We start from the raw sequence: 20394 nt of genomic DNA on the forward strand, positions 1-20394 counted from the left end.
TTAGTTCATCCGGTCCCAGAAGGGAAGCTCGATGGGCTCGGTCTCTAGCGCTTGCTGCTGCTGGGGAGTGAGGAATTCCTTGCGCACGGCGATGTGGAAGACGTTTTCGCCGAACCATTTATCCGACATCGTGGCAAAGCCCTTGCCGGGTACCTCGTCGGCGTCGTCCTTGCGCGGCGGCTTGGTGCCCCAGGAGTTCTCCACGCGCCATGCCCGCGGCGCACCATCAACTCCGGTCAGCGCCATCGCGTGGGTGGGCGCAGATTCGCCGGAGGTAAAGCGCTCCTCCTTGCTCATGGTGGAATCGATGCCGTAGAGGCCATCGGTATCGACGAGGCCGTCGTCCCACACGGCGTTCTGGAAGGAGAACTGGCGGGAGACATCGCAGCTAAACCACACCGGTTCGCCGGCCTCGATGCTGGCGCGCGCGGCGGAGCGCAGCTCGTCCACATCCACGTTGAGGTAGCCGGCGGGCGCGCCGCCAGCGACGTTGTTCACGCCGGCGCTGGTGTAGAGGCGGTGCTTGTCGTTGGTGGTACGGGGGTCATCGGCAAGCACGACGTATTCGTCCAATTTCGGCAGGTACTTATCCGCAAACTCGCGCGGGGTGGAGTGCACACGGAAGAATTGATCGTCCTTGGTGCGGTAGCTCCACGTAAATTCCTCGGGCGGGGTGCCCAGGTGAATGGCGAGCACGCGTTGGATATCGGTGCGGGCTTGCTTGACGATGTCCCCTCGATCCCCCTCGCCTTCCACCGCACGGTGCGCAGCACGGCGGATGATCGTGGCGATATCGCGGTTCATCTGCGCGGTGTGGCCGGACGAGTGCACCTCCGGCATGACCTCGGCCGGGACAACGCCATACTTGTCCACGAGGTTGGTGAAAAATGACCACCAGCCGCCGTCGTCGCCTGTGAGCTCGAGGGAAGTAGCCACGTCGCGGTCATCCCAGTCGGTGCCGTCTTCGGTGAGATCCAGCAGCTGGTTGAGTGCGAAGTTGGCGCGCTCGAGTTTGTCGAAGTACTGCAGGTAGGTAAAGGAAAACTCAAAGTCATCGATGTTGAGCTCCTTGGCCGCGCGGTGGCGGAACACGTTGAGCGCGGCAAACATCCAGCAGCGCCCGGAGCGCATCTGGTCGGTGACCCCGAGGCTGTCGAGCTTTACCTCGGTGATGGGGTAGAGCGCGGTAATGCGGTCGCGGTCAAGGGCCGCCTTGGCCACCCCTACGCTGGTAATGGCATTGCGCGCGACGCGCAGCTGGGAGTCCGCCGCGGCCTCCTCGCGCAATTGGGACAGGAAGTCATTGGTGAGCAAAGTCATACTCACCGTTTTAGCAGACGGCGATCTCACGCGAGGCCGCTGGGGCTGGATGGGCCGTTAGAGATCGCTACAGATCGCTATAGATGCCGCGCGAGCCGCGCCACGGCTTCGGGGCTTCCCACTTCTTCTGGGAGCCAGGGGATTTCGTGGACCGGGGTATCGGGAAGCTTATCGTGCAAGAGCGCCAGAGCCTCGTCCTCGGCGGCGCGCCGAGAGGCCAAGAACTCGCCTTGGTCCGCCGGGGTGCGGCGGTTGACCAGCATGGAGCCCACCCGCACGCCATTGCCGGTGAGATCCGCGTGGAACTCGGAGGACTCTAGGACGGGCAGGCGCTCGGCGGTAAGCACGATATGAAACACGGTGCGCTGAGAGGTCAGCGCAGCGCGCAGGTGCTCGAAGCGCTCGCGGCGCTGGAAGAGCGTGGCGCGGATTTCCTGATTGCGCCGGTCCACCGGGTCATTATCGGCGCCGGACTCCGCGGACATCCCGCGCACCAGCGAGCCGAATTTATCGGACTTTTCGCGCCGGGCAAGCAGCCCATCGGTATAGGCCGCCATGATTTCCGGCAGGGCCATCAGCCGGGAGGTGTGGCCGGACGGCGCGGTATCGAAGATGAGGTAGTCATACTCGTCCGCGGCGGCGACCAGGGCGGCCATGCGTTCTAAGAGCGCCGCCTCCTGCGTGCCGGGGGATTGGCGGGCCAAATCCAGGTGCTTTTTTACCTCGCCGTGCAGGTGCTCCGGCATGAAACGGCGCATCGAGGCGCCTACGGTCGCAAGGTGTTCCTCGGTGGCTTGGGCCGGATCGAGCTCGATGGCGGAGAGGGAGGGGGTGAGGTGAGTGGGGGCATCGGAAAGCGTGGCATCAAAGATATGCCCCAGGTTGTGCGCCGGATCCGTGGAGACCAACAGCACGTTGTGGTCCTGAGAAAGAGACAGGGCCGTGGCGGTGGCGAGGGTGGTCTTGCCTACGCCGCCCTTGCCGCCAAAGAACATGATGGGCGCGGTTTCTAGCAGCATTGAATATTCTCCAGGGGTGATTTATCCATGCCCATGCGCGTGTGCCAGGCGTGGAAATCTTCGTAGACCAGCGGCAATAGCTCCAGCGTGTAGTAGCTGGCGGGGTTGGGGATGCCGAGCGCCTCCGAGGCCACCAGCATCATAAATAGGTCATCTTCTTGCTGCTGGGCCTTGGCAAATACGGCGCGGTACGGGGCTTGGTAGAACTCATTGAGCCCCGCGCCGAAGGCCTTAAGCTTGTCGAGCATGCTGGGGAAGGGGAGCGTCGGTATCGTCATCGGTCCACTCCAGCGGCGGTTCCTTGCGCGCGTTGGAGATGGCGCCGATCGACTCCACGATGACCCAGATGGAGGCGATGACGATGACGACGTCCATGCCGAAGAGCAGCCAGTTCTGATCTGTAAACAGGGATTTCAGCTGTAGCAGCGCTGCCCACAGCGACATGATGGTGACAAAGATGAGCGGGATGATAACCGGCAGGGTGGGCCGACGCAGGTGGGTGAGGATGACCACGACGATGGCCAAGGACAGGCTGGCCATGAGCTGGTTGGTGGTACCGAAGAGCGGCCAGATGGTCATGCCGCCGGACCCGTCCGCGCCCGCCGAGAAGGTCAGCCCGAAGGCCAGGCCCACCGCGATGATGGTGGAAACCAGCGCCGTGATGCGGATGCCCATGATCTCGCCGATTTCCTGGACCACGATGCGCTGCAGGCGCACGCCGGAGTCCATCGTGGTGGCGGCGAAGAGCACGGCCATGGTTGCCAGGATGGTGGCAGACAGCGAGGTGGGAATGCCCAGGCCCTCGTTCATCAGCGCACCGCCGCCCTGCACGAAGGCGTCGACGCCGCCGGCGTTCCACTCGGCGTAGATTTCCTCCCAATTCGCCAGAGTCTTAAAGCCGGCGGTCGTGGCGATGATGGTGCCGAGCGCCAGCAGGCCCTCGCCCACAGCGCCGAAGTAACCCACGAAGCGAACGTCGGTTTCCTTATCAATCTGCTTGGACGAGGTACCCGAGGCCACGATGCCGTGGAAACCAGAGATGGCGCCGCAGGCGATGGTGACAAAAAGCAGCGGGAAAATCCCGGGGGTGCCCTCAGGAACATTCTCGCGCACGGCAGGGGCGGCGAGTTCCGGACGGGTGATGAGGAAGGAGCCGTACAAGATGATAAGACCTACGAAAAGCTGCAGGCCATTGATGTAATCGCGCGGCTGGAGCAGCACCCACACCGGCAGCAGCGAAGCAATGAAGGCGTAGATAAATAGCAGGATGATCCACACGCCGTTGGCGGGAATGCCCAGGACCGTCTCTGGCAGCACGACCGGGAAGCGGTCACCCAGAACCATCAGCGAATACAGCGCCACCACGCCCACCAGGGACACCAGCGGCAGGTTCCAGTTCAGGCGGTAGATGGCCTGGCCAATCAGCAGCGCGACGGCGATTGCACCCCACGTGGGAATGACCGCCGAGGGCGTGGAAATAAGCAGGTTCGAAATCACCACTGCGAACGCAGCATTGACCATGAGCAGCAGCAAGAAGATCACGATGAGGAAGAGGTTGCGCCCGCGCTTGCCGATGTAGCGCCCCGACAACGTACCAATCGACTGACCCTTGTGCCGCTGCGAGGCCCACAGCGCACCGAGGTCGTGCATGCCGGCGATGAAAACAGTGCCGAACGTGACCCACAAGAATGCCGGGAGCCAGCCCCAAATGACGGCTACTGCCGGGCCGATAATCGGTGCCGCACCCGCCACGGAGGTGAAGTGGTGGCCCCACAGCACGTATTTATTGGTGGGAACGTAATCCACGCCGTCTTTGAGGCGGTGCGCCGGGGTGGTGTAGTTCTCTGATAGCCGGAAGATGCTCTTGCCCAGGAATTTGGAATAGAGCAGGTAGCCGGCCAGCATCATCGCCACGCCGATGATGACAAGGATGAGAGAGTTCATGGCTGTGTCTCCTTGCGCGTCGAAGGTGAGGTGTTGTGTATCACAGGTCTGAACAGTATGTCACGGTTCACACAAATTCTTGCAGTGCGGGTAAATTAAGGGGGTGGTGTTCCACTATGTGGACGCGCGGGAGTGGATCACAGGGGCTTATGCGTGCTCGACGCCGCTTGGGAGACATGGCTGGGTCAAATCGCGGGTAGCGGCCGGGATTAAAGGACTCTGCTGGCGCGGCATGGAGCCAGTCGTGCCGAAGTACCGTGGTTAACGGCGAAAGCTCAATCGACTGGACTTATGGAGGAGTCGTTAGCTCGCTTCCTACAGTTGGGAGCCCTTTGGTGGCGGCACTTGTAAATCTTGACGAAATATCTCAAAAATTTCCGAACAGCAGCTTTTTGGTTAGGTAGCGAATGATCCGATTTTCGGTCTGGATAGTCTACTGGAGCTCGAATTCTACAACGTCAACTTCGTCTGTATCCGCTAATCCGGGGTAGTGGGTATCTAAAGCTTCGTGAAGCTCGGATAGAGAATTGAACCCGTCATTTTTAGCTTGCTTTTCCGACAGTAGCCCGCGCTGGGTAGATACAACGGCTGTGACCTGTGCGGGTAGCGTGACAACTTCTCCGGTTTCCTTCTCAAAGACTATTTGGGCTTTTCCTTCATAGAAGGGATCATCTACTCGGATTGTTTGTTGCTTTTCTCCGCTCCGAATGGAATCCTCGTAGCCTTCCCACATGTAGATACGCTGCTCTTTTTCCATATCTCGCCAGTTAAACGCGAATGGAAGAAGCTCTTCCACGGTGAGCGCTTCAAGGCCGTTGCTTCCGCGCACAATACACTGGATGGATGGATCGACATCAAAAAGTACCTGGCGGCATTTACCACAGGGTGAAATTACTTGTCCGGTAGGTCCATATACGGCGACCATTGCTTGGATGGGATCCTCTGGGTAACTAGCGGCATGGTTTGCTAAAGCAGAGACTTCACCGCAGGGGCCACCAAGGAAATGGTGTGCGTTTAAACCGAGAACCTGTTTTCCTGATTTGGTCAGGAGGGCTGCGGCGACGGTGTGGTCGCCTCCGTCTTGGAAACGCTGCGCATGGGCGGTTGCTTTGGCTGTTAATTCCCGAAGTTCGTTAGTAATCACGCTTCAATGGTAGTAACTACTAGCAGCATCGATCTATTTAAAGACAGGGGCCAATCAAATCTGGATTTCCTGGGTTTGCTTGATCGCAGGAAACCTTAGCTCCGAGGCGGCACTTGGTTTATTCTTCTTTGGCTGAGCAGAGTGCAATTAAAGTGGCCCGATATAAGTACCTCGAAACCGATGCTCAAAGGCTGGGTCGCAGAAAATGCTAGGCAAGCCCAGGGCATTCAGGCATGTCACTCGCCCTTGGATTTATTGGCTTCTTCATAGAGTATGGGGCTTGGCCTTAATAACGGTCGGAAGAGTAGCTTGGCCTGCAATGATCTGTGCAAAATCAGTATCCATAGACCTAAGTAAGCGTATCGCGTAGCGATGCGTAGACCAGAGACGATTAATATCAAGCATTGGCCGTAGATGAGCAGCTCGGTTTCTCATCCACCGTAGTTCATGGGCATAGCGATATACCGCTTCATGTCGAACGCCGTGAAATCCTGATGACAGTGCTGAGTTCCATATTTCGACTCGTTTGTTTCGAGGACCAGCATTCGGGGAAGGAAGAATGCTAGTCCATGAACCGAAGTTCAAACTCGCCACCAAATCATCGTGAGTTGGTGGAACGGACCTCACAGAACGGCTACCGGGATGGGGCTTAGCATAATTATCCAGTGCCTTCTTCTCCCACCACCTTGGATATAGGTCTGAATCATTTCGGGGCTGCCATGAAGCGGGGACATTGGGACGAACTAGATGTTGCAAAATCGTTGGAGCCGGATTCACAATCCAATCTTCATGACCTCCGAGAGTAGCATTCCATTGACGGAGACGCATATCGATTGTGTCACGAAGCAAGACTTCAACTATCCCCGTCAGCTCGGTAACCGCGCTGGAGGCTTGTATATTCCATAGATAAAGCTGAGCTGCCTCAACAAGCCTTACCGTGGCTTGCTTATATGTCTGGAAGCGCGCAGGAGGGATAGCCCGTTCTATTTGCCTAGCCGCACGATATGTCAGTTTAGGCATCACACACTTGTCTTTCTTTTAGAATAGGTATAATATCTTAGCTATAAAGCGGGACAGTACCCGCAGCTACAGAATACCGGCGCTGAGAAACTATCTCAGGGCCGGATTCTTTTTATAGGTGGGGAAGCGCAGGCTTAAACGATATTTTGGGTTAAACGACAAAATGTGTTGTTTTCTGGCGTGTCGGGGTAAACGACATTTTGTGTTGGTGGACTGCGTGGTTTAGGGCATGTGGCCTTTGCGTATTCCCATAGAGTGGTTGTAGGCAACTGTCGAAAGTTGCTGGTCGGCCGTATTCACGGCCGATGGTGGCTTGTGTTTCTTGGTTGGCTAGGGTGTGTGCTTTGGCTCGTGGGTCTGCGCCCTGATTCGCCCACTTTCCTGGGTCGGCCTCTAGCGCGAGTGACAGTGGCTTTACAGGCGTTCCATCGCCATCGCTGGTGCATAGGTGCTTGTAGTCCCGTATTTTGGTGCACACCTCGCTACAGACGGGGCATCGAGGATGATTCTTACTCATCCATTCATCGTGAACCTCAGCGCTTAGCACATCAGCACGCCCCCGGCGGTATTTCAGGTCCGAGGCTGCGTTATGTCTCCGGATAAGTGAAATAATCCTAATACCAGCAGGCCAGACGGGCTAAACATATAACTTCACCAACACATCCTGTCGTTTAGGCCGATATTTTGTAGGAATCGTTAGTGTTCTCAGTCGATACAACGTCATGGTGTGTGCTTGCGGTCTGTGCGCCCTTTCGCTGCTTTGGTAGACATAGCTGGGCCAAATCGCGGGTAGCAGCTGGGATCGACTACCCTAGGCTAACGTGAGCGAGCAGAAGAATACTGAAGTAAATGATGTCCCTGAGCAGCTGCGCATCCGCCGTGAAAAGCGCGACCGCCTGCTCGAATCCGGCGTAGAGGCCTACCCGGTATCCGTCGAGCGCACCATCGCGCTTAAGGAATTGCGCCATGACTTCCGCGTAGTGGCCGAGGGCGAAGAGCCGGGCAATGAAGAGGACGTGACCTACTTGGAGCCCGGCGAGGAAACCGAGGTTTCCCACGCCATTGCTGGCCGCCTTATCTTCATGCGCAATACCGGCAAGCTGTGCTTTGCCACCTTGCAGGACGGCGATGGCACCCAAATGCAGGCCATGCTTTCGCAGGCCAAGGTGGGCAAGGAGCGCCTCGATGCCTGGAAGTCCGATGTGGACTTGGGCGACTTCATCTCCGTTAGCGGCCACGTGGTTGCGTCCCGCCGTGGCGAGCTGTCCATCATGGCTGAGGAATGGACCATGGCGGCTAAGTCCCTGCGCCCGCTGCCGGTGTCCTTCGCGGAAATGGCTGAAGATACCCGCGTGCGCCAGCGCTATAACGACCTCATTATCCGCGAAGAGGCCCGCAAGAACGCCATGGTGCGCGTGAAGGTCATGCGCGCGCTGCGCAATTACCTGGAAGGCCAGGACTTTGTAGAGATCGAAACCCCGATGCTGCAGACCCTGCACGGTGGTGCGGCCGCTCGCCCGTTTATCACCCACTCCAATGCGCTCGATATTGACCTCTACCTGCGCATTGCCCCGGAGCTGTACTTGAAGCGCGCCGTCGTCGGTGGCATCGACCGCGTCTTTGAAATCAACCGCAACTTCCGCAACGAGGGCGTGGACCGCTCCCACTCGCCGGAGTTCGCCATGCTAGAGACCTACGCCGCCTGGGGCGATTACAACGATTGCGCCCGCATGACCCGCGAATCCATCCAGTCCGTGGCCCGCGAGGTCTTTGGTTCCACTACCGTCACGCTTGCCGACGGCACCGATTTCGACTTCGGCGGCGAGCAATGGCCCGAAATCGAGATGTATCCTTCCCTGAACGAGGCCTTGCAGCGCAAGTTCCCCGGCCAGCCGGAGGTCACCATCGATACCGACGTGGAGACCTTGAAGGGCATTGCCAAGGTCATCGGCCTCGACGTGCCGCAGGGCGAGGGCTGGGGCCACGGCAAGCTGGTGGAGGAAATCTGGGAGGTCCTGTGCGAGGACCAACTGGAAGGCCCCATTTTTGTGAAGAACTTCCCGGTGGAGACCTCCCCGCTAACCCGCCAGCACCGTTCCGAACCCGGCGTGACCGAAAAGTGGGACCTCTACGTGCGCGGCTTCGAGCTGGCCACCGGCTACTCGGAGCTTGTCGATCCCGTTGTCCAGCGCGAGCGCTTCGAGGATCAGGCCCGCCTTGCCGCCGGCGGCGATGAGGAAGCCATGGTCTTGGACGAGGACTTCCTCGCCGCGATGGAACAGGGCATGCCGCCCACGGCCGGTACCGGTATGGGCATGGACCGCCTGCTCATGGCCCTGACCGGCCTCGGTATCCGCGAGACCGTGCTCTTCCCACTGGTAAAGCCGGAACAGAAGTAGTCCATACCCGGCGCTCCCACTCGGTGCCCACCCGCGCGGGCACCGTTAGCGCAACGACACCGGCTGCAGCCTTCCTTTGGCTGCAGCCTTTTTGTTTGCCCATTGCACCCGCCGCGTGTGCCTCGCAGCCCGAGTCGCACGCCTACTTCTGCCTACTTCTATCGACTTCACAAAAGTGCAACCTCCTCGGTGATATCTGAGCGGAAAATGCTACATTTCAGGGCCGAGTTTGTTCAGTTATCACCGAGGACCTATTGCATCAGACGTTGTGCATCGGAGGTCGCACTTTGCTGGAGGAACAGAAGTATCCCGCAACGCTGCTGCAATCACCGAATCCGCCGACTTCGCTGGGGTCGGCGGAGTTTGTTTTTGCAATCGCGGGCAGCAGCGCCGGTAGGGCTTGCAAACTCATGTGATGGTGCACATACTGTGCGAAACTGAATATATGAAAAGAATCGTATCTCTCCTATCCGTCCCCTTATTAGCAGTCGGTCTCGCGTCGTGCTCTTCGCCCGACGATGACGCGGAGAACCAGGCCTTTAGTTCGCCCACAACGCAGGCATCCTCGGAAGAAACCTCCGCTCCTGAGTCAACGGAAGAGACAACCACAACGACTAAGCAGACGGAGGAGGAGAAAGATTCTCACGGTCTTAAACAGCGCGATGCCAAAGACTTTCTCGCGACCGGTCCCGCATACGAGCAGATGAACTCTTGGGGAGTAAAAAGCCCCGATGGGAAGGTTCAGTGCTCCTTCAATGAGCAATCTGAAGGCCCGTGGTGCTCCGTAGAATTCTCCGACCCACCAATTCTGCCGGATCCGGAAATCCCGCAATGGGAGGCCAATATGGTTAGCTACAAGAAAGGCGCAGGGTTCTTTCCTGCGGCTGTAGTCGAGCCGGGCGATCTTGTTCCAGCACAACCACTCAATGCCGGCGAAGAGGTAGAAATCAGTGGCGTGACCTTTTCGGCCCCACATGAAGATGAATTTATGGTCACCGTCAACGGCCATCACTTCACTCTTAAAGATAACGGTCAGTTCTCCGCCGATACCTATCCATTAGAACCGGATTCCAATGGCTATGCGGAGCAAGGCACCATCTGTGGACAGATGGAGACTAAATGGGGCCTTAAAAATGTTTATGTGCAGGTAGATGGCACCAACTGCTCCAAGGCAATGGAAGTGGTGGATTACTATGTGCACTATGAGTTCAAGCCTAAAGAGGTCAATACGCGTGGCATCCTGAATATCGGCGAGTGGGAATGCAGCTTTGCTGCACCGAAATTCCTCGATGACACTGAGCCAAGCAACAGATTGCCCAATTGTCAGGACCGGAGCGGGATTAGCCGCGTCGTGCTGCTCGACGCGTAACCTCGATTAGCCTGCCAGGGGCCCAGCGGAGGTATCGCCGCGCAGGCGCTTGATGATGTTTTCTGCAGAAATCAGGCACATAGGCACGCCGACGCCCGGCACGGTGGTCGCACCAGCGTAGTAGAGGCCGGCCACCTTGCGCGAGGCATTGCGCCCGCGGAAGAATGCAGATTGAAATAGCGTATGCGCTGGCCCCAAAGCTCCACCTGACCAGGAGTGATAGCGCTCGGCAAAATCGGCTGGTCCGAGACTGCGTGTGATGGTGAGTCGCTCGCGGAGGTCAGGAATATCGGCGGTGCGGGAAAGCTGGTCGAGGGCGGCATCGGCAATAGCAGCAACGCGCGGGGAAGCCTCGGAGTGGTAGGCATCGCCGTGCCCGTAGGCTTCTGCAGCGGGTACGGGGATGAGGAAGAACAGGTTTTCGTGGTCTTCCGGTGCGACATTCGCGTCGGTGGCAGAAACCTTCGAAACGTAGATGGACTCAGAGGCGCCGAGGGGACGTTCTGGGTCCGGTGCGGAAAAGACCGCGCGGAAATCGGGGTCCCAGTCCTGGCTGAACAAAAAGGTATGGTGAGCTAGCTGCGGGAGCTTGCCCTGCACACCGGCAAGTACCACCACGGTGCCCAGCCCCGGATTGCGGCGGGCCCAGTAGCGCTCCGGATAGGTGCGCAGTTTCCGGGGAAGCAGCTGATTTTCGGTATGGTGCAAATCCGCGGCGGAGACCACAATATCGGCATCGATATGCCCGGTTGTCGTGCAGACGCCGGTGGCACGTGTGGAAGACCCGCTGGCGGTGGTGATGGCGGTGACCTCTTCGCCCAAGCGGAATGTGGCGCCGAATTTTTCTGCTTGGCGGTAAATGGCCTGCACCACTGCGTGGAATCCGCCGAGGGGGTAGCGCACGCCTTCCACCAGGTCGGTATGGCTTAAAAGGGAATACAGTGCTGGGGCCGCGGCGGGCTCGGAAGAGAGAAAAACCGCTGGGTAGCTCAGAATCTGGCGCAGGCGCGTATCCGAAAATTGCCCGTTGACGTGCTTTTGCAAGCTGGTAGTCAGCAGCGCTGCAATCCGCGCTAGCCGATGCCGAATATCTGCATGCACCAGGTTCAACGGCGCCGAAAATGTGGTGTACAAATAGTGATCGAGCGCTACGTGGTAGGCGTCGCTGGCATCTGCTAAATAAGTGCGCACCTGGCTGCCGGCACCTGGTTCAATCGATTCGAAGAGGTGGGCAACGTTATCGGTCCCGGAATGTACATCCACGGGGGTGGGGCGCGCGGCGGTGCCAGGAGCGGACTCGCCGGGGCCGCCGGTATAGACGCGGTAATCCGGCGAGAGTCCCACCAGATCCAGTTCCTTTTCTGTCGAGGTACCGCAGAGGGAAAAGAAGTGGTCGAAGGCATCCGGCATGAGGTACCAGGACGGTCCGGTATCCCAGCGGAACCCCGCCTCCGTATAGCTGCCCGCGCGTCCGCCTACCTCGTCTAGGGAATCTACGACGGTAACCTCGTAGCCCTCTTTTCCCAGGAGGGCAGCGGTGGCAAGGCCGGCGATGCCGGCCCCGATGACGACAGCGTGCATGATGTTCTCCTTAGTATTCAGTCTTCGGCGGGGTCCTTTACCTACGCGCGGTGCGCTATCGCACCGCGCGCACCGCACGCACCGCACGCACCGCGCGGGCGGCCAGCCATGCCTTGGTGCGATTCGGCACGGATATGCGGGTGGTTTTTAACTCCGCGGCGGGGGTAGCGGCGAGCTGGTTGGTGAGCTCGGCAAAGATATCGGCGGCCGCGCGCACGCCAACGCGGGCGGATAACGGCAAGAGGTGTATGGCTTTTTCGGCGGCGGCGAGCTCGCGGCGGATTTCGGCGATGAGGGCGGACTTGGCGGCCTCGGAAAGCTCGCCACCAGCGGCCTGCGGGAAATAGGCCCGGCCCAGGACCGAGGAGTCCTCGCCCAGATCCCGCAGGAAGTTAATCTTTTGAAACGCGGAACCCAAGTAGCGCGCACCGCGGTCCATCGTGGCGCGATCGGCGGCGGAGACGGTCTCTTCCGCCAAGAAGACCTGCACGCACAATAAGCCGATGACCTCGGCGGAGCCGTAGATATACTCGGCGAGCTCGGAAGCGGAATACTCCCGATGGGTGAGATCTGCGCGCATGGAATCGAAAAAAGCCACGAGATGATCGCGCTGGAAGCCGCAGCGCCTGGCGGTAATGGCATAAGAGTGCACGACGGGATCGGTGTGCAGCCTTTTCTCCGGTGCCGCCAAGATAGCGGCCTCGTAGGCATCGAGCGCGGCGGCGGCATCGATGCTGGCTTGGTCAGCGGTGCCATCGACAAGCTCGTCGGCGATGCGCACCACGGCATAAAGGTGGCGGATGTCTTCGCGCACCCGCCCGCGCAAAAGGCGCGTGGCCAGGGAAAAACTGGTGGAATACTGCCCCATAACCTGCGCGGCCGCGCGCGAGGCCGCCTGGTCATAGCGAGTCAACATACTTGCAAAAGTAGCACGCGCCTGAATCACCCTAGCGGTTGGTGGCCCGCGGCTGGCCCTCGGCAAAGCCGGCGGCTGATTGCACGCCCACGGTGGCGCGCTCGTGGAAGCTAGCCAGCGAATCGGCCCCGGCGTAGGTGCAGGATGAGCGCACGCCGGAGATAATGCGGTCTACCAAGTACTCCACGCCGCCGTGCTCAGGATCGAGGTAGATGCGGGAGGTGGAAATGCCTTCCTCGAACATTTCCCGGCGGGCGCGCTCGAAGGCCTCGGTGGCGGAATTGCGGCCGCGCACAGCCCGGCGCGAGGCCATGCCGAACGATTCCTTGTAGAACGAGCCATCGGCGTCTTTGTGCAGGTCACCGGGTGATTCAAAGGTGCCGGCGAACCAGGAGCCAATCATCACATTGGACGCGCCCGCAGCCAGCGCCAGGGCCACGTCCCGGGGATCGCGCACGCCGCCATCGGCCCACACGTGCGCGCCGACTTCGCGGGCCGCGGCGGCGCACTCCAGCACGGCGGAAAATTGCGGCCGTCCCACGCCGGTTTGCATGCGGGTGGTGCACATCGCGCCGGGGCCCACTCCGACCTTAATAATATCCGCGCCCGCCGCGGCCAGCTCGCGCACGCCGGCGGCCGTGACCACATTGCCAGCGGCAATCGGCAGGCCCAAATCCAGGGCCTTAACCTTGCGCAGCGCCTCCAGCATGCTGTCTTGATGGCCGTGGGCGGTATCGATGACGAGGACGTCAGCGCCGGCATCGGCAAGCGCCCGCGCCCTGCCCTCAACGTCGCCATTAATGCCCACCGCGGCACCGATGTGCAGGCGCCCCTGCTTGTCGATGCCCGGCTTATACATCGTCGCCCGCAGCGCACCCTTGCGCGTCAAAATGCCCGCCAGCGTGCCATCCGGATTGACCACTGGGGCGAGCTTGCGCGAGGTTGTGCGCAGGCGGGTAAAGGCCTCCTGTGGGTCGATGCCTACCGGCAGGGTCACCAAATCCGTGGTCATGAGCTCGCCCACGGCGGTGAAATTATCCTGCCCGCGCAGATCCTTTGGCGTAATGATGCCCACGGGCAGCGCACCGTCGACCACGATGGCCGCGCCGTGGGCGCGCTTGTGCAAAAGGTTGCTGGCATAGCCCACCGTGTGGTGCGGCTTGATGGTGATAGGGGTGTCATAGACCAGGTCGGCGGCCTTCACCGAGGCGATCGTTTCCGCCGCGGCCTCCAGGCTGAGGTCTTGGGGCAGGATGGCCATGCCGCCGCGCCGGGCGATGGTCTCTGCCATGCGGCGGCCAGCCACCGCGGTCATATTCGCCACGATGAGCGGGATGGTATTGCCCGTGCCATCGGCTGCGGTGAGGTCGACCGCCTGCCGCGAGCCAACATCCGAGTGATTCGGCACCATAAATACATCCGAGTAGGTCAGCTCGTAGGGTGGGCGGGAATCATTGAGGAAATGCACTGTGGGATTGCCTAACGTGAATCGAGGGTGCAGGAAAAGACATCTAAATCATACGCCCCAAGTTTTGCAGGTTTAGCCAAGTCAGTATCCTGATTTGGTGTCTCAGAATCCCGCTCCGAAAATCTCCGCAGAGGTCATAGTCAACCTCACCATCTTGGTGCTCTCCGCGATGGTGATGATTTTGAACGAAACCGCGCTTTCGGTGGCGCTGCCCACCATCATGGCGGATTTCTCCATCCCGGCGACCTCCGCGCAGTGGCTGCTGACCGGCTTCTTGCTCACCATGGGCGTGGTCATCCCCACCACCGGGTTCCTGATGGATAAATTCACCACCCGGCAGATTTTTGGCGCCTCCACCGGCGTCTTCCTCACGGGTACGGTGCTGGCGGCCCTCGCCCCGGCCTTCGGGCTGCTGCTGGCCGGCCGCGTGCTGCAGGCCGCCGGTACCGCGCTGATGATTCCTACGCTTATGACCGTGGCCATGACGCTCGTTCCACCGCAGCGCCGCGGCACCGTCATGGGCATTATCACCGTGGTCATCTCCGTGGCGCCGGCCCTGGGCCCCACCGTCGGCGGGTTCATTTTGAGCATGGCGACCTGGCACGTCATCTTCTGGACCATGGTCCCGCTCATCGCCGCCATCAGCATCGCCGGTTTCTTCCGCCTGGTCAACGTGGGCGAGCGCAGGGATACCCCGCTCGATATCCCATCGGTATTCTTATCCGCCCTGGCCTTCGGCGGGCTCATTTATGGCCTATCGTCCATCGAAAAGATGGTGGAGGGCGGCTCGCTTGCCGATGCCCTCCTGCTCCTCCTCGGCGTCCTCACCCTCATTACCTTTACCGTGCGCCAACTCCGGCTGGCTAAGGTAAACCGCGCGCTTTTGGACCTACGCCCGTTTAAGGTCCGTAATTTCACCCTCGCGGTCATCGCCATGCTGCTCATGTTCGCCCTGCTGCTGGGTACGGTGAATATCTTGCCCATTTATCTGCAGACCTCGCTGGCGGTATCCTCGCTGGTCACCGGCCTCGTGGTGATGCCCGGCGGCCTCCTGCAGGGCGGGATTTCCCCGATTGTGGGGCGGATTTATGACGCCCTTGGACCCCGGCCCCTGTTGATTCCCGGCGCGATCATGTTTTCTACCGGCATTTGGCTGATGACCCTGCTGACAGAAAACAGCGAGGTATGGATGGTCATCGGCATGCATATCCTGTTTGCCGTGGGCATCGCGCTCATGATGACCCCGCTGATGACGGTCTCGCTGTCCTCGCTTCCCGATGACCTCTACTCCCACGGCTCCGCCATTCTAAATACGCTGCAGCAGCTGGCCGGCGCGGCCGGTACCGCCTTCCTCGTGGCCTTTTTGACCAGCGGCACCAAGTCCGGCCAGGCCGAGGGCATGAGCGAGGCCGCCGCGACCGCCCAAGGCGCTCACTGGGCCTTCCTTTTCGCCGGCGTGCTCTCGCTTTTCGTGCTCGTGCTAGCGCCGCTGCTCAAGCGCGTGCCCGCCGCGGAATAGCGCCGCGCGGACTAGCGCCGCGCGGAGTAACCCCTGCCGGGAGAGCGCGGACCGGTCAGCCTCACCAGCTCTCCTCCGGCGCCTACTGTGCACACAGCGGCAGCTTGAGCCGCGCGGATTCGGCATCGTCGCCCCACACCATGAAGATGGACTGGGTACCTTCCACGGCCATGACGTAGGTCATCGGATCCTTTGAGGCCTCGTAGCTTTGGATGGTGCACCTATCGTTAGATAGCTCTACCGGATCGGCATCCGGGAGGACCGCATCGCGTTCTTTCACGCTGGGGTAGTAGGCGGCAGTGTAGCTGAAACCATCTCCCGAGCAGGTGATCTTCGCTTCTTGCCCGTCCTCTGGGGTGCGGGAGGAACACTCCGCGCCGAGCGCGCCGTCTTGGCCGCTGCGCGAGCCAATCAGGCTCGGATAAGCATCCGCTAGGTTCTTTTCCTTGGCATCCCAGCTGGGGTAGGACAGGAAGAACCACAGTGCGCCCGCGGCGGCCACCGCGATGACGGCCAGAACGGAAATGAGCGCGATGAGCCCGCCCTTGCCCTTCTTCTTTGGCGGGGCCGCATTCATCGGTGGCATCGGCTGCTGTTGGTATTGCTGTTGATATTGCGGCTGATACTGGGGAGCCGCCTGGTTCTGCGGCGGGAACTGCTGCTGCGGTTGCGGCGGGAAGTGTTGCTGCGGCTGGGACTCGGGTTCTTCGGCCTGCACCTGCGGGAATTGCGAGGTATCGAGGTCGCGCTCGGGGCGCAGCGCCGCCACGACCTCTTTGGCACTCGAATAATCCTTGTCCGGGGTAAAAGAAGGGCACGTGGCGGCGACGAGTTTTTGGAAGGCGCGGACCGCATCGACGCCCGTCGCGCTCTCGGCCTTTTCTGAAGTTTTCTCGGTGGTTTCCTCCGACGATTTCTCCCCATCGTTCTCGGCGGAGCTTGCACCGCCTGGACCCGCGGCGGCGAGGACGGCGACCTCTTTATCCTCATCCACGAACACGCGCTCAGCCTTGAGCCCATGGACGGCGAAATCCGCGTGGTTGCGGCTAATCAGGAAATCCACCGCGCCGGCCACGGGGGTGAGGATTTCTTGGGCGCGGGGTTTGGTGGGGGCATCAGCAAGCGCGGGCAAGGCTGTGCCCTTACAGCCCTTGCGGACCAAGAATTCCTGGCCATCTGCGGTGGTGCCAGAGCCCTCCAAGGCGGCGAGCGCGGGGTGGTGCAGGCCGTGCAGGGCGGTAGAGGCCTTGACGATGCCCTCTACCCCCGCCGCGAAGATCTCCACCGTGAGTTCCTCATGGGTGGAGCCGTCCTCCACGGCAAAAAGGGTGGAATTGGGCCCCTCATCCAGCACTGCCTTTTCGTGCAGGTTGTGCTGGGAAGCAAAGAATTCGGGAAGGTGCGGCACGGCTGTTTTATTCCTTCGTATCTACGAGACGGCAGGGAGAATGTAGAAGATTCTAGGCTAAATAGAGCCTGTTCGCTACCGGCGTACACCCATGTGAGCTGCGAGTATGGGCGGTTTGGGGCGTTTATAGGGCAATGGGGGCCAAAAAGAGGAAATCCTTTGGGTCGTGCGGCGTTACAGTGGGTACCACATTAGAAGCGAAAGTTTAGGGGAGTCATGTTCGAGAGGTTTACAGACCGTGCTCGTCGCGTCATCGTTTTGGCGCAAGAAGAAGCACGCATGCTTAACCACAACTACATCGGAACCGAGCACATCCTGCTCGGCCTTATCCACGAGGGAGAAGGTGTAGCTGCCAAGGCTCTAGAGTCCATGGGCATTTCTTTGGAGGACGTGCGCCGTGAGGTAGAGGAGATCATTGGCCAGGGCAGCCAGCCGCACACCGGCCACATTCCTTTTACCCCGCGCGCTAAGAAGGTCCTCGAGCTGTCCTTGCGCGAGGGCCTGCAGATGGGGCACAAGTACATCGGCACGGAGTTCCTCCTGCTCGGACTTATCCGTGAGGGCGACGGCGTTGCCGCACAGGTGCTGACGAAGCTCGGCGCTGATCTGCCGCGCGTGCGCCAGCAGGTTATCCAGCTGCTGTCCGGCTACGAGGGCGGCCAGCAAGAAGGCGGCGGCGACTCGAACCAGGCCCCAGGCCCCATCGGCGCGGGCGCAGGTCCCGGTGCCGGTGCCGGTGGGCGCGGTGGTTCCGGCGGCTCGGGCGAGCGCTCCAACTCGCTCGTGCTAGACCAGTTTGGCCGCAACCTCACCCAGGCAGCCAAGGACGGCAAGCTAGACCCCGTCGTGGGCCGCGAGTCCGAGGTTGAGCGCATCATGCAGGTGCTCTCGCGCCGCACCAAGAACAACCCAGTGCTCATCGGTGAGCCTGGCGTTGGTAAGACCGCAGTGGTTGAGGGCTTGGCGCTGGACATTGTTAACGGCAAGGTCCCAGAAACTCTCAAGGACAAGCAGCTGTACTCGCTTGACCTGGGTTCTTTGGTTGCCGGTTCCCGCTACCGCGGTGACTTTGAGGAACGCCTGAAGAAGGTTCTTAAGGAAATTAACCAGCGCGGCGACATCATCTTGTTCATCGATGAGATCCACACCCTCGTCGGTGCCGGTGCTGCCGAAGGTGCCATCGACGCCGCTTCGCTGCTAAAACCCAAGCTGGCCCGCGGCGAGCTGCAGACCATCGGTGCTACCACCCTGGATGAGTACCGCAAGCACATCGAAAAGGATGCCGCGCTGGAGCGTCGTTTCCAGCCGGTGCAGGTCGATGAACCTTCGCTGGATGACACCTTCCTCATCCTGAAGGGCCTGCGCGATAAGTACGAGGCGCACCACCGCGTGTCCTACACCGATGAGGCGCTGCACGCCGCCGCGCAGCTGGCGGACCGCTACATCAATGACCGCTTCTTGCCGGACAAGGCCGTCGACCTCCTCGATGAGGCCGGTGCCCGCATGCGCATTAAGCGCATGACCGCCCCGAAGGGCCTGCGCGAGGTCGATGACCGCATTGCCGAGGTTCGCCGGGAAAAGGAAGCGGCTATCGATGCCCAGGACTTCGAAAAGGCCGCCGGCCTGCGCGATGACGAGCGCAAGCTGGGCGAGGAGCGCTCCGAGAAGGAAAAGCAGTGGCGCTCCGGTGACCTGGAGGAAATCGCCGAGGTGGGCGAGGACCAAATCGCTGAGGTCCTGGCGCACTGGACCGGCATCCCCGTGCTGAAGCTGACGGAGAAGGAATCTTCCCGCCTGCTCAACATGGAAGAGGAGCTGCACAAGCGCATCATTGGCCAGGACGAGGCGGTCAAGTCCGTCTCCCGCGCCATCCGCCGCACCCGTGCAGGCCTGAAGGATCCACGCCGTCCTTCCGGTTCCTTCATCTTCGCCGGCCCGTCCGGTGTGGGTAAGACTGAGCTGTCGAAGTCGCTGGCTAACTTCCTCTTCGGTTCGGATGATGACCTCATCCAGATCGATATGGGTGAGTTCCACGACCGCTTCACCGCTTCCCGCCTCTTCGGTGCTCCTCCGGGATACGTTGGCTACGAAGAGGGCGGCCAGCTGACCGAGAAGGTTCGCCGCAAGCCGTTCTCCGTGGTGCTTTTTGATGAGATCGAAAAGGCCCACAAGGAGATCTACAACACCTTGCTGCAGGTGCTGGAAGACGGCCGGCTTACCGATGGCCAGGGTCGCGTCGTCGACTTCAAGAACACCGTCCTCATCTTCACCTCGAACCTGGGTACCCAGGACATCTCGAAGCCGGTGGGCTTGGGCTTTACCGGCGCTAGCGAGAACGATTCGGACGCCCAGTACGAGCGCATGAAGGCGAAGGTTAACGACGAGCTGAAGAAGCACTTCCGCCCCGAGTTCCTGAACCGTATCGATGACGTCGTGGTCTTCCACCAGCTCACCCGCGAGCAGATCGTGCAGATGGTTAACCTGCTCATTGACCGCGTGGGTACCCAGCTGGAAGAGCGCGATATGGGCATCGAGCTCACCGATAAGGCCCAGAACCTCCTGGCCCAGCGCGGCTTCGACCCGGTTCTTGGTGCCCGCCCGTTGCGTCGCACCATTCAGCGCGATATCGAGGACCAGCTCTCAGAGAAGATTCTCTTCGGCGAGATTGGCGCCGGCGAGATCATCTCGGTCGACGTTGAAGGCTGGGACGGCGAGTCCAAGGACGACTCCGGCGCTACCTTCACCTTCACCCCGCGCCCGAAGCCGCTGCCGGATGACATCGATGAGCCCTCGCTTGCCGATGCCTCCGTGCGCGACAACAACCCCTCCGACGAGGCCGCCGACGGTTCCGCTTCGGATAATTCCGACTCCGATTCCGATGGCGACAACGGCGACGGTAACGGCGGCCCAGAGGGCGACGATCCGAAGGATGGTGGCCCGAAGGACGGCGGTTCCGGTTCCAGCAATGATGGCATCGACACCAACGGCGAGCCAGATGTCATTTCCCCGGACGTGCCTTCGGAAAAGCCGGGGCTCGGCAACTCCGACGACGATGGCAAGAACCCGCCACCGGCAGGCGCTGGCCAGCCGATGTAACTAATCGGCTAAGCCCCGCCCCCGTGCGGGCCTGCATAAACCACCCACGGTTCCACCGCGAACCCTGGGTGGTTTTCGTATGCGCCCACCCATGGTCAGCTTGCTCACCAGCCGGGGCGGGCGAATGCCTCTGTCCAGCGGTATGGCGGTACAGCGGCCCGCTGGTTCTGTGGCGCAGCGTCGTGCACGGG

Annotated in this window: 13 protein-coding genes and 2 pseudogenes; 4 read left to right on the top strand and 11 right to left on the bottom strand. The window is 60.6% G+C overall.

Features of this window, described 5'->3' with window-relative positions; translation table 11 throughout:
* From ABRP86_RS03395 to ABRP86_RS11610, 7 genes and pseudogenes are all read right to left on the bottom strand, one after another.
* Window positions 1-1320, bottom strand: coding sequence for a C1 family peptidase (locus tag ABRP86_RS03395; protein ID WP_349862489.1), 1320 nt, complete (start codon window positions 1318-1320; stop codon window positions 1-3).
* Between the two features lie 77 nt (window positions 1321-1397).
* Entirely contained in the window at window positions 1398-2339 is a 942-nt protein-coding gene (locus ABRP86_RS03400) for an ArsA family ATPase (RefSeq protein WP_349853259.1), read from the bottom strand.
* Window positions 2330-2587, bottom strand: coding sequence for a cory-CC-star protein (locus ABRP86_RS03405; RefSeq protein ID WP_023029243.1), 258 nt, complete (start codon window positions 2585-2587; stop codon window positions 2330-2332). The genes ABRP86_RS03400 and ABRP86_RS03405 overlap by 10 nt, the downstream gene beginning before the upstream one ends.
* Complete coding sequence (locus ABRP86_RS03410; protein ID WP_349853257.1) at window positions 2571-4283, bottom strand: carbon starvation CstA family protein; 1713 nt, start codon at window positions 4281-4283, stop codon at window positions 2571-2573. The genes ABRP86_RS03405 and ABRP86_RS03410 overlap by 17 nt, the downstream gene beginning before the upstream one ends.
* Window positions 4284-4716: 433 nt before the next feature.
* Complete coding sequence (locus ABRP86_RS03415; protein ID WP_349837739.1) at window positions 4717-5427, bottom strand: ASCH domain-containing protein; 711 nt, start codon at window positions 5425-5427, stop codon at window positions 4717-4719.
* A 1242-nt stretch (window positions 5428-6669) separates the two neighbouring features.
* Window positions 6670-6805 (bottom strand): annotated as a pseudogene (locus ABRP86_RS11605) (IS1249 family transposase); the annotation flags it as partial.
* Between the two features lie 37 nt (window positions 6806-6842).
* Window positions 6843-6964: pseudogene (locus ABRP86_RS11610) on the bottom strand (transposase-like zinc-binding domain-containing protein); the annotation flags it as partial.
* 304 nt (window positions 6965-7268) lie between these two features.
* Here ABRP86_RS11610 and lysS point away from each other — a divergent pair.
* Complete coding sequence (lysS, locus tag ABRP86_RS03420; RefSeq protein ID WP_284869449.1) at window positions 7269-8846, top strand: lysine--tRNA ligase; 1578 nt, start codon at window positions 7269-7271, stop codon at window positions 8844-8846.
* 445 nt (window positions 8847-9291) lie between these two features.
* Window positions 9292-10215 carry a hypothetical protein gene (locus ABRP86_RS03425; RefSeq protein WP_349862491.1) on the top strand — a complete coding sequence of 308 codons (924 nt, stop codon included), beginning with the start codon at window positions 9292-9294 and terminating at the stop codon, window positions 10213-10215.
* Between the two features lie 6 nt (window positions 10216-10221).
* On the opposite strand, the gene crtI is transcribed toward ABRP86_RS03425, so the two are convergent.
* Genes crtI through ABRP86_RS03440 form a run of 3 tightly spaced genes read right to left on the bottom strand, consistent with a single transcriptional unit; the run spans window position 10222 to window position 14180 of the window.
* The gene (gene crtI, locus ABRP86_RS03430) at window positions 10222-11796 is read right to left on the bottom strand and encodes a phytoene desaturase family protein (RefSeq protein WP_349862493.1); all 1575 of its coding nucleotides are present in this window, start codon (window positions 11794-11796) and stop codon (window positions 10222-10224) included.
* Between the two features lie 55 nt (window positions 11797-11851).
* Window positions 11852-12712, bottom strand: coding sequence for a phytoene/squalene synthase family protein (locus ABRP86_RS03435; RefSeq protein WP_349862495.1), 861 nt, complete (start codon window positions 12710-12712; stop codon window positions 11852-11854).
* Window positions 12713-12743: 31 nt separating this feature from the next.
* Window positions 12744-14180 carry a GuaB1 family IMP dehydrogenase-related protein gene (locus ABRP86_RS03440; protein WP_284631597.1) on the bottom strand — a complete coding sequence of 479 codons (1437 nt, stop codon included), beginning with the start codon at window positions 14178-14180 and terminating at the stop codon, window positions 12744-12746.
* Window positions 14181-14277: 97 nt separating this feature from the next.
* Between ABRP86_RS03440 and ABRP86_RS03445 the strand changes: the two genes are divergently transcribed.
* Entirely contained in the window at window positions 14278-15699 is a 1422-nt protein-coding gene (locus tag ABRP86_RS03445; RefSeq protein ID WP_349862497.1) for an MDR family MFS transporter, read from the top strand.
* Window positions 15700-15781: 82 nt separating this feature from the next.
* Here the strand turns inward: ABRP86_RS03445 and ABRP86_RS03450 are convergent, their stop codons facing one another.
* The gene (locus ABRP86_RS03450) at window positions 15782-17107 is read right to left on the bottom strand and encodes a serine/threonine protein kinase (protein WP_349862499.1); all 1326 of its coding nucleotides are present in this window, start codon (window positions 17105-17107) and stop codon (window positions 15782-15784) included.
* Window positions 17108-17323: 216 nt separating this feature from the next.
* On the opposite strand from ABRP86_RS03450, the gene ABRP86_RS03455 reads away from it, so the two are divergent.
* Window positions 17324-20203 carry an ATP-dependent Clp protease ATP-binding subunit gene (locus ABRP86_RS03455; protein ID WP_239268416.1) on the top strand — a complete coding sequence of 960 codons (2880 nt, stop codon included), beginning with the start codon at window positions 17324-17326 and terminating at the stop codon, window positions 20201-20203.
* The last annotated feature ends 191 nt before the right edge of the window (window positions 20204-20394 follow it).

Origin of the sequence: Corynebacterium sp. KPL3927 (genome assembly GCF_040225835.1) — a bacterium.
Lineage (GTDB): Bacteria > Actinomycetota > Actinomycetes > Mycobacteriales > Mycobacteriaceae > Corynebacterium.